Origin of the sequence: Wenzhouxiangella sp. XN79A, assembly GCF_012272825.1 — a bacterium.
Classification (GTDB): Bacteria; Pseudomonadota; Gammaproteobacteria; order Xanthomonadales; family Wenzhouxiangellaceae.
Map to the genome: position 1 here is coordinate 37,680 of NZ_JAAWWS010000142.1, position 10,167 is coordinate 47,846.

At 66.6% G+C, this 10,167-nt stretch carries 6 protein-coding genes; 4 read left to right on the forward strand and 2 right to left on the reverse strand.

Features of this window, described 5'->3' with window-relative positions; all coding sequences use genetic code 11:
- Nucleotide 1 precedes the first annotated feature (1 nt).
- On the forward strand, nt 2-1,207 hold the full coding sequence (locus HFP89_RS06250; protein WP_168716788.1) for a hypothetical protein: 1,206 nt from the start codon (nt 2-4) through the stop codon (nt 1,205-1,207).
- 516 nt (nt 1,208-1,723) lie between these two features.
- Nucleotides 1,724-2,068, forward strand: coding sequence for a multidrug efflux SMR transporter (locus HFP89_RS06255; RefSeq protein ID WP_168716789.1), 345 nt, complete (start codon nt 1,724-1,726; stop codon nt 2,066-2,068).
- A 60-nt stretch (nt 2,069-2,128) separates the two neighbouring features.
- Here HFP89_RS06255 and HFP89_RS06260 read toward each other — a convergent pair whose 3' ends face one another.
- Entirely contained in the window at nt 2,129-4,525 is a 2,397-nt protein-coding gene (locus tag HFP89_RS06260) for a M12 family metallo-peptidase (RefSeq protein WP_168716790.1), read from the reverse strand.
- Between the two features lie 167 nt (nt 4,526-4,692).
- On the reverse strand, nt 4,693-5,655 hold the full coding sequence (locus HFP89_RS06265) for a hypothetical protein (RefSeq protein WP_168716791.1): 963 nt from the start codon (nt 5,653-5,655) through the stop codon (nt 4,693-4,695).
- A 344-nt stretch (nt 5,656-5,999) separates the two neighbouring features.
- On the opposite strand from HFP89_RS06265, the gene HFP89_RS06270 reads away from it, so the two are divergent.
- A complete protein-coding gene (locus tag HFP89_RS06270; RefSeq protein WP_168716792.1) occupies nt 6,000-8,108 on the forward strand; it encodes a winged helix-turn-helix domain-containing protein in 2,109 nt (702 codons plus the stop codon).
- A gap of 304 nt (nt 8,109-8,412) precedes the next feature.
- A complete protein-coding gene (locus tag HFP89_RS06275) occupies nt 8,413-10,092 on the forward strand; it encodes a serine hydrolase (protein ID WP_168716793.1) in 1,680 nt (559 codons plus the stop codon).
- The last annotated feature ends 75 nt before the right edge of the window (nt 10,093-10,167 follow it).

Below are 10,167 nucleotides of genomic sequence, written 5' to 3' on the forward strand. Positions count from 1 at the left end.
CATGATCGATCGGTTCATTCAACGGATCCTGCTGCTGTTCGGCAGCTTCCTGGTTTCGGCTGGCGGCGTGTGGGCGTCGGAGAACTTCGTGTTCATCACCTCGACGACCGGGACTGCAGACCTGTCGACCTGGCCGGATGCGGGCGGTCAGACCGGGCTGGCCGCCGGTGATGCGATCTGTCAGGCCCACGCGGCTGCGGCCGCACTGCCGGGGACCTACGTGGCCTATGTGTCCGACGCCGACGATGATGCGTTCTGCCGGATCCAGGGCCTGACCGGGCGCCGAGTGAACGACTGCGGGCTGGGCGCGGCGCCGGCGCCGGAGGACAGCAATCCCTGGTTCCGGGTCGACGGGCGCCCTGTGTTTTCCGATGCCGTCGAGATGCACTTTCCCGCCAGCGAGCGCATGTTCTACCCGCTCTGGCTCGACGAGAACGGCGCGCAGCGGATCGGCCTGATCCTGACCGGGTCGAATGAATTCGGAAGCGCACAGAATACCTGTGCAGAGTTCACCAGCGACAGCGGGGGGGGCAGCGTGGGGTTCAGCAACTACGCGTCGTCCAACTGGGGATCGGGGTTCGGGGTTCCGTGCAGCAGCGCGGCCCATCTGGCCTGTTTCCGCGTCGATACCCAGCCCGCCGAGATCCGTCCGGACGCTTCCGGCATCCGGCAGGCGTTCGCTGCACCGGCTCGACTGTTCGGCGCGATGCAGGACAATGCGGCTGCCGATGGATTGTCGGGGGTGGCCGGCGGCGACCGGATCTGTCGGAATCTGGCGGCGCAGGCCGGCCTGCACGACAGTGATTCGTTCAAGGCCTTTCTCAGCGCCGGGAGCACGCCGGCCTGGGACCGTTTCGAAAACCCGGATCTGCCGTGGGCCCGCATCGATGGCGTTCGCTTCGCCGACAGCCTGACGGCGCTTCGGGACGACGGCGCGCTGAGCGCATTGAACCTGGCGTCCGACGGCAGCATTCTGACCCGGGACCAGGCCTGGTCGGGCACCCTGTTCGACGGCACCGTGTCTGCAAACACCTGCGGTGACTGGTCCGACTCGACCGTCGTTGGCGCGACCGCCGTGGCCAATATCGCCGGGTCGTCCTGGGGACGAACCGGTTCCGGAGGTGGCCTGTCCTGCGATCTTGAAATCGCCCACATGTTCTGTCTTTCCGACTCGGACCTGATGTTCCGGGACGATTGGGACAGCTGACGCAGAGGCTGTCCTCGACGGTGCAGACCTGGGCGCGGCCGGTGCCTGGCGCTGGTCGACGAGTGCGGAAACGATCAGGCTGTCTGCGTGCGGGCGGTGTTCCTGCGTTCCGCGACCAGGGTCTCGAGCGCTCGGTACCGAAGGGACAGCGCGCGGAATCCCTGCCCGGGTCCGCAGTCACCTCCGAGTGTGCCCCGCCACTCATTGTGTACCGTATAGCGAGGCGGAGTGCGTTTGGTTGCACGGCCTGTCTCGCAGGGAATGGCAGCGTCCTTTCCACGCGACAGAACGCCGCGGATGAATGCGCTCCGGCTCGCCCTTCGAGGAGCGCGCCTGAACCGACATTGCGGCCTTGCGTCCCTTGTACAGGGCTGACCATTCACTGCGGGCCGCGCCTTGCACTGTCGATTCAGGCGCACTCCATACGTCACACAATGAGTGGCGGGGTATACGAGCGTGGCCGGACCCTGATCGCTCTTCGACCATTGCCCCGACGCCGCCACGGAAAGGAAGTCCATGTCACCCGTTACCGCTGCATACCTTGCGCTCGCCTTCGCCATTGTCTTCGAGGTCGTCGGTACCTCGTTCCTGATGAAATCCGAACAGTTCACTCGCTGGTTGCCGTCGGTGCTGGTCGTGGTGTTCTATCTGGCCGCGTTCTACCTGCTGTCGATCTCCCTGAAGAGCATTCCGCTGGGCATCGCCTATGCGCTCTGGGCCGGGCTCGGGATCGTTCTGACGACGCTGATCGGCGCGATCGTGTTCAAGCAGTCGCTGGACCCGGCCGCGGTCATCGGCATCGCGATGATCGTCGGCGGGGTGGTCGTGATCAACACGTTCTCGAAGACCGCCGTCGCCTGATCGTCACGATCGGGCGCTTGCACACGTGGTGGCTCGACCCGCGTGCTTCGCTGCGATCGGTCAGGTGCCTTCGAAGCTGTCGGTCAGCAGGTCGTCGGGGGGAAGGTCGTTGTCCCGCCATTCGAGGGCTTGCTCGGACGGCGTTCCCAGGCTTGCGTCCGTGTCGGCAACGACCTCTCCGATCGAGATCGTTCCGGAAACCCTTGCCTGGGTGACTTGATCGTCGTCTGCGAAGGCGATCTCGAACACGGTCGCGGTGGACCCGGGCGCGATCGTTCTCGGGCCCAGGCCCGAGGCAACCAGCGCTGCCAGTGCCGGGGTGGCCTCCAGTTCGACCTGTACCGGTACCGTTGTCGACGGGTCCATCAGCACCGTGGCCTGGACGCTTCCGCCTTCCACGACCGTCGAGTCGGAAAGCGACAGGACCAGGACCACCGGCGGCTCATCGTTGTCGAGCAGTTCGAAGGACACCGAGCCCGGGGTGCCGATGGTGGTCTGCGCGGTGGAGTCGACGGCACCGATCGCGATGCCGGAAACGAGATCGGGCTGATCGATCTGGTCGTCGATGAACGTGACCGGGAACACGATCGAGGCCGCTCCCGCCGCCACCGTCAACGGCCCGAGCCCACTGTCGATGCGCGTGGTGATGGCCGGGTCGGGCGCGAGCGTGATCTCGACCGGCGCGTCGGCCGGCGGGTCGAGCGCAACGGTGACCTCGAGCGTCGTTCCTTCGATGACCTCCGCGGCATTTGCAGAAGCGGTCAGCGTGACCAGCGTCGGGTCGTCGTCGGTGATCCGGACCGGGAGCGCCGTGTTGCCCAGGTCGATGGCCACATCGCTGGTCACCGTCTGGACCGAGAGCCAACCTTCCCGCGGTGGGGCGAAGACCGTGTCATCGACCGTCGGCAGGAGCAGGTCCAGCCGATTCATGCCGGCCGGAATCAGATGACCGGTGAGGTTGCCGAGGTTGCCGGCCAGGGCGGCGTCCTCGACCAGATCGACCAGGATGTCCGCCGATGCCGGTCGGTCGAGCCGGAGCGTCAGCGCCACGTCTTCGCCTTCGATCACGTCGAGGGCGGTTCCGACCAGGTCGAGCTCGGCGCCGAGTTCGGTGGTCAGGCAGCCGGGATTGCCCGATTCGGCCGCGATCGCGGCCGCCATCATCCGGTTCGGCACGCGCTCGGGTGCAACGCCGAAGGAATGGTCGAGGCCCAGCGTCAAGCTGATGTTGCCGAGACCGCCGGAGTTGAGATGGCAGTAACTCATGATCGTGCCGCTGCCGGCCCCGATCGGACCGGGCAGGGTGTTCGCTCCGGCATAGCAGCTCGCACCCTGTTCGGTGCCCCAGCACTGGTCGACCGGCTGGTTCACGCCGTCCACACCGATGTAGCAATGGGTATGCGGTGAATTGAAGTTGTGCCCGATCTCGTGGGCGACGACCACGATGTCCCAGACTGCCGACGGATTCGACAGGTCGAAGTTTCCGTCCAGGTCGGCCGAAAATCCGTAATCGCCACCGTAGTTCGAGATGTCCGAGAAGCTGCAGCCCGCGCCCGAGGTGTTGACATCGAAGCCGCCGTTGCAGAGCACGCCGACCCACGCGACACCGCCGCCGAGGTTCTTGCCGCTGAGGAAATGGGCGATCGTCCGGTCGTCGGTCCGGTTGTCGTTCCAGTACTGGCCGAACTCGAACAGCCCGCAGATCGTGCTGCTTTCGCTCCACGGGTCGGACGGATCGGTCCAGAGGTAGATCGTGCTCAGTGCGAGCCTTGTGCTGGCCTCGGCTGCGTAGATGGTCGATGAGAAGGCGACCAGGTCCATCGCATAGGCGGCCGCGTCGTCGGTGTTGCCGAAGCGCTGGAAGTATTCGAAGTCGGTTTCGAACGCGATGCGAGCCAGGTAGCCGTTCGAGGGGACGCCGCGAATCTCGCGGTCCGGGTCCGGACGGTCTTCATCGGCCGGAAGCGGGGGCAGGGTCAGGTCGGATGCGCCGCACTGGAACGGTTCGGCGGCCGCTGCCGTATCGACGTCGACCAGCGTGGTCCGCGCCGGATCGACGACCAGGGCCTGGACCCGACCCGCGCGCCGCACCAGCCCCCGAACCGAGCCGTCGTGGCCGAGGATCAGGAGTGCGCGACTGTCGGCTTCGCCGCGGATCGAGCCCTGGAAGTACCTGCGTTGCGGAAGCGCGCGCACGGTCCGACCCTTGCGGCTGTTCACAACGACTCGCGACTCGGCATCCACGATCCGGAACCGCTCGAGGTCGAGGATCAGCTCGCCCGAGGCCCGGCCGGCTTCCTGGAGGCCACCGACCTCGATCCGGCTGCCGGCGGGGATGCTTCGAAGCTGCTCGGTCCAGCCCGGTGTACGGACGTCAAGGGCCGGATCGACGGCGATCGACGACGCCGACGCAAGGGCCGGCAGCAGAGCCAGAAGGAGCAGCAGGATCGATCGCATGGGCAAGGCCGGAAGCGTGCCAGACCGACACGATACCGGAAATCCGACCGCTGCTGCAGCATGCGGGAGGAGCCGGGCGCCGACCGTCCGAAGCCCGGCAAGCACGAAAAACCCCGGCGCAGTGGCCGGGGTCCTGGAAAATCCGGGCAGGACCCGGTGAGCGTTGGTCAGTCCGGCGTGGCAACGAAGGTCTGCTGGATGCCGTCGGCATCCACGTACTGGCCGATCACCGTGCCGGAATTCGTGATGGACTGGGCGAAGGTCCGGACCGCGCCCGGGAAGGCGACCCGTCCCTCCGGGCCGACGCTGATGTCCTGGCATTGGCCGGCTGGAATCTCGGTGACGTAGCCCTGCGTCACCCCGGTGTCCGGATCGGCGGTGAAGCCGGCGATCGTGCCGCTATCGGTAAGGCCTCGCGCGCTGGAAAATCCGCCGTTGACCGTGAAGTACTGGATGTCGCCCTCGGCGGACCGGTACCAGGCATAGCGGACGATGCCGCCGGCCGGTGTGCCGGGATTGCAGGGATCGTTCTCGGAGAAGAAGATCACGCTGCCCACGACATCACCGCGCGCATTGATTCCCTGGGGAATCGTCAGCGCGCCAGGGACGATGTCGGTGAAGGTCTCGCTGCGGCTGTCGTAGATGAAGCCGGCAAGAATCTGCATCGGATCCGCGGAATCGCGAATTCCCGTGATCGTTCCACGACTGTTGATCGCCCGCGCAGACGTCCCGGAGACTGCATCCGGATGGTCGAAGAGGTGAGCGTTGCCGCGCTTGTCGAGCATCAGTCCGCTCTGGATTCCCGTCGTTTCGTCGACGACGCTTCCGACCAGGTCGCCGCGGTTCGAAATGGCCGAAATGACCGTGACGTCGAATCCGGCGACATCATCGACGAGTTCGAACTTGTCCTTCTTGATGTCGTAGGTAAAGCCGATGTTGCCTTCTTCGGCGAACGCGTTGCCGGCGAGGACGCCGCGCTGGTTGATTCCGAAGGCCTGGGAGCCCAGCGTACCGGGCAGCGTGACCGAGGTGTAGTCGTAGGCGTCCTGTGCCAGGCCAGTCACCGGGACGGCCAGCGCGCCGAGCACGGCCGAGACCAGCAGTCTGCGTTGAATATGCATGGTGTTCATCTGTATTGCTCTCCTGGGCGATCGTCGCGCCCGTTTGAAGGATGGAGCCCCGTCGCGGCGCACGGTTTCCCGCTGCGCACACGCGCTCGGCAGACGAGCCCGGCGCGTCCTGTCGCCCCGACCGGCATTGCTCTATACTTCCGTGACGGGGTTGGTAATCCTCGCCGGATCTTCTGCGCTGGATCACATTGGAGGCTGCGCGGATTCGGCGCCTGATCAAGCCCTGATTTCGTCGCGATGATTCTCTGATTGCGCTTCAAGTCTCTGCTTTACAAGCATTTCGAGCGCAAAACCCGCCTTTCCTGGATTCGGCAGCGCGCATGGATCGAAACAAGGTAGGCCGCATGAGCAGCAGCAACGGGAATCACGGAGCGGTCCACCGCTTCGGCGGCTGGCGGTTCGATCCGGCCACCGGCGATCTGGACGACGGTCGAGCGGTCGTCCGGCTCGAGCCCCAGGTCGCTCGCCTGCTTGCCTTCTTCCTGACCCACCAGCACATCCTGGTGGGCCGAGACGATCTGATCCGCGAGGTCTGGGACGGCCGGATCGTGTCCGATCACGCGATCAATCGCTGCGTTTCCATCCTGCGCAGCCGCCTGACTCCCCAGGATCGAAATGCATTCATCGAGACCGTGGTGCGGCGGGGCTTCATCGCGCACTTTCCGGCACCGGCGGCCGCGGCCCCCGTCGATCCTGTTGCTGAGCCGAGCCGCCACGAGGAGACGGTTTCCGGCGTTGTCGCCACCGAGCCGAAGCCGCTCCGATCGTCCCCACCGGGTCGTTCGCGGACCTGGCGGCAGTACGCGTTGTTCGGGGCGCTCGTCATGACGCTTTTCGCCGTGTTGTACCGATCGGACCGGCCGGCGTCGACGTCGGAGCCGCTCGCCGGTCGCGGCCTGCCGATGCTGGCGGTGCTTCCGTTCGCATCCAACGACCGCGGTGCGGAAAGCGTTTTTCTGGCCGCCGGCATTCACGACGATCTGCTGATGCAGCTCGCGCAGTTCGAATCGCTGGGCGTGATTTCGCGGACTTCGGTGCAGGAGTACGCAGATCGGGAAATGAATCTCCGTCAGATCGGCCGGGAGCTCGGCGCCGACGCGATTCTCGAGGGCGGGGTGCAGCGCTTCGACGACCGGATCCGGATCAACGTCCAGCTGATCGACGCGCGCAGCGATACCCATCTCTGGGCGGGGCAGTACGAGCGGGAACTGACCCCGGCCAATATCTTCCAGGTCCAGTCGGACATCGCTCGCGCCGTGGCCAACGCGCTGCACGCCGAGTTGATGCGCGACGCCGTCGATGCCCTGGACGTGATCCCGACCGACAACATGGCGGCCTATCGTGCCTTTCACGAGGCGATGCAGCGTCGGAAAACGGTCACCATCGCCGACCCCGAGTACGTCTCGGCGCTGAAGCGGGCCGTCGAGCTCGACCCCGGCTTCGTGCGGGCCTGGGCCGAACTGGCCGGTTCGCTCAGTTTCCTGAACCTTCGGGTGCGCGATGGAGATCAACTGCGCCGGCTGGACAGCATTCTCGAGCGAATCCATGAACTTGCGCCGGAATCCTCCGAGCTCCTCGTCGCCCAGATGTACTACACCTACTACGTCCTCAAGGACTATCCAAGGGCGCTCCAGCTGGTCGATCTGATTCTCGAACGCCGACCCAGCGACCTTCAGGCCCTGGAGGTCCGGACCTGGATCCAGCGCCGCCTCGGTGATCTCGACGGTGTCACGGAGACGCTGATCCGAGCCGGTGCGCTGGATCCGCGCAGCGACACGTGGGATACCCGATTGGCCTGGAACCTGTTGCTGGTCCACCGCTACGACCGCGCCGTCGAGGTGCTGGAACGTACGCCGCACGAGAGCCAGACGCTGGCGCTGCTCAGCGCGCTGCTGCGCGCGAACGCCGTCGGCGACACGAGCCGCCTGGCCGACGACGTGGCGGCGATCGAAGGCGAGTTCGGCCGGTTGCCTCCGCCGGTGATCCAGTGGGAGTCGCTGATGGCCGCCCGCGCGTTTCCGCAGGCGCGGGCGCTGCTCGATCGGCCGTTGGGTCGAAGCTGGGGCCTGATCGGCACGCCCGATCGCACCATCGGGCGGCTGCTGGTCGACTGGGCCGAACACGGGCAGGGCGGTTCCGACGGGCTGAAATTCCGCGCCAATGCCTGGCTGCAGGAAACGGGCCACGAGGAATTCGGCGGCTTCGAGCCGACCTACATGCTGGCCCGGGCGCTGGTCCATGCGGTGGCGGGCCAGCGCAGCGAGACCGAGCGGTACGTGCGCGCCTGGTCCCGCGGCGCACCGCGGGACCAGGCCGAGTTGATCAACCAGCGCCACAACGCCTGCCGCGCGCTGGGAATGGCCGGCGCGGCCCGGGAAGCCATCGCCTGTCTCCGCGATGCCCTGGGTTCGCCGAGCTGGGTCCTGCCCGCCATCGAGCCCGGGCTGCCGTAGTACGACCCGATCCGGAGCGCGCCGGCGTTCCGGGCCTTGGCCTCCGAGTGGGCCGATCCAGCGCGTCGACGTTTCGGGACCGGGCTTGTCGGAGCCCGGTTCTGATGCCCGATGTCGGTGGCCGATGGGGAGGCCCGATCCTCGGGTCGGGACGCCAGGCTGTAACCTCCGAGGCGGTCCATGCGTATTGCGTACGTGACATCTGCGGGCATCCGGACGCGGTTTGCGCCCGGTGGTCGCCGACGCATCCACCGATGCGCTGATGCACGGATCCACTGATCGACCGACCCAAGGAGCCCCTTCGATGATCCGATCGTTTTTCGTCCTCCTCCTCGCCGCCACGCTGAGCGTTCCCGGCGCTGCACGAGCCGATCTGTCCTTCTCCGAACAGGCCAGCGACATGTTGTCGTCGGTCTACCCCGACGACGCGCCAGGCGCCGCGGTCGTGGTCAGCCGGAACGGCGAGGTGATCTACGAGCAGGCCTTAGGCCTGGCCGATGTCGAACTCGAAGTGGCGCTGGAGCCGGACCAGGTATTCCGGCTGGCCTCGGTGACCAAGCAGTACGCGGCCGCGGCGCTGTTGAAGCTGGTCGAGGAGGGCAAGGTCGCGCTGGACGATCCGCTGGCCAGGTTCCTGCCGGATTTCCCGGTCGGCAGCGCCACGATCGTGCAGTTGCTCAACCACACTTCGGGCATCAAGAGCTACACCGGCATCGAGGGCTACATGACCTCCCATCGAGCCCGGCGCGACCTGACGACGGCGGAACTGGTCGCGGTGTTCGCCGATGAGCCGGTCGATTTCGATCCCGGCGAAGGCTGGTCCTACAACAACTCCGGTTACGTGCTGGTCGGGGCCGTGATCGAGGCGGTGACCGGGCAACCGTGGAACCGCTACCTGCGAGACAGCCTGCTGCTGCCCAACGGCATCGAGCGGACCGATGCCTACCCGGATTTCGCCCTCGTTCCCGGTCGCGTCGAGGGCTATGACGGTCCGGTCGATGAGCCTCAGCGCGCACCGTACCTGTCGATGACCCAGCCCCACGCGGCCGGTGCCCTGATGGCCACGGCCGCCGATGTCGACCGCTGGCAGGTCGCGCTGCACGGCGGCAAGGTGCTGGGCGATGACCTGTACAACCGGATGATTTCGCCCGAGGGCGCCGCCGAGGAGGCGAACTACGGCTTCGGGATCGGCGTGCAGGAGTGGTTCGGTCAGAAGGCGCTGTCCCACGGTGGCGGGATTTTCGGATTCACGACCCACGCGCTCTACCTGCCGCAGGAGAGGCTGTCCGTGGTGGTGCTCGCCAACCGTGCCGGCCCGGGCTGGAGCACGCAGGACATCGCGCTGCGTCTGGCCGGTCTGGCGACGGGCAGGGCCTATCCCATCGAGGAAGCTGCAATCGGTTGGTCCGCCCGACAGCTTGCGCAGGTACAGGGGACCTACCGGATCGATGACCAGGAGATCCGGACCTTCCGGGTCGAGGGCGGGACCTTGATCAGTCAGCGCAACGGCGGGCAGGAGTTCAAGGTGTATCCGATCGCCGGTGACCGGCTCGCGTTCGAGGCCTCGCTGAGCGCGTTCCTGATCGAGCGGAACGACGCCGGCGAGGTCGTCGCCGTGGCACTGCAGTCACCGTGGGGCGGTGAGCCCGAGCGGGCCGGTAAGATCAGCGACGAGGTCCGGACCCGAGCGGCGATCGATGTGCCCGTCGAACAACTCGAACGGCTGATCGGTCGTTACGAACTGCAGCCCGGCTTCGTGATGACCGCGCGGGTCAACGACGGCCAACTCGAAATCCAGGCCACCGGCCAGCCGGCGATCGCGATGCAGGCCGAGTCGCCGACTCGCTTCTTCAGCGCGCAGGTGGGCGCCGATATCGAGTTCGAGTTGCCGGAATCCGGGCCGGCAAGCTCGCTGACGCTCTACCAGGGTGGGCAGGCACTGCCGGCGCCGAGAATCAGCGAGGACGGCGACCGGTCGCCCTGACCGGTCCAGCGCCCGCTGAATGCTCGACGGCTCGAGCCGGACCGGAGCCCGGTCGGGGCCTTGCCGAAGACAGAA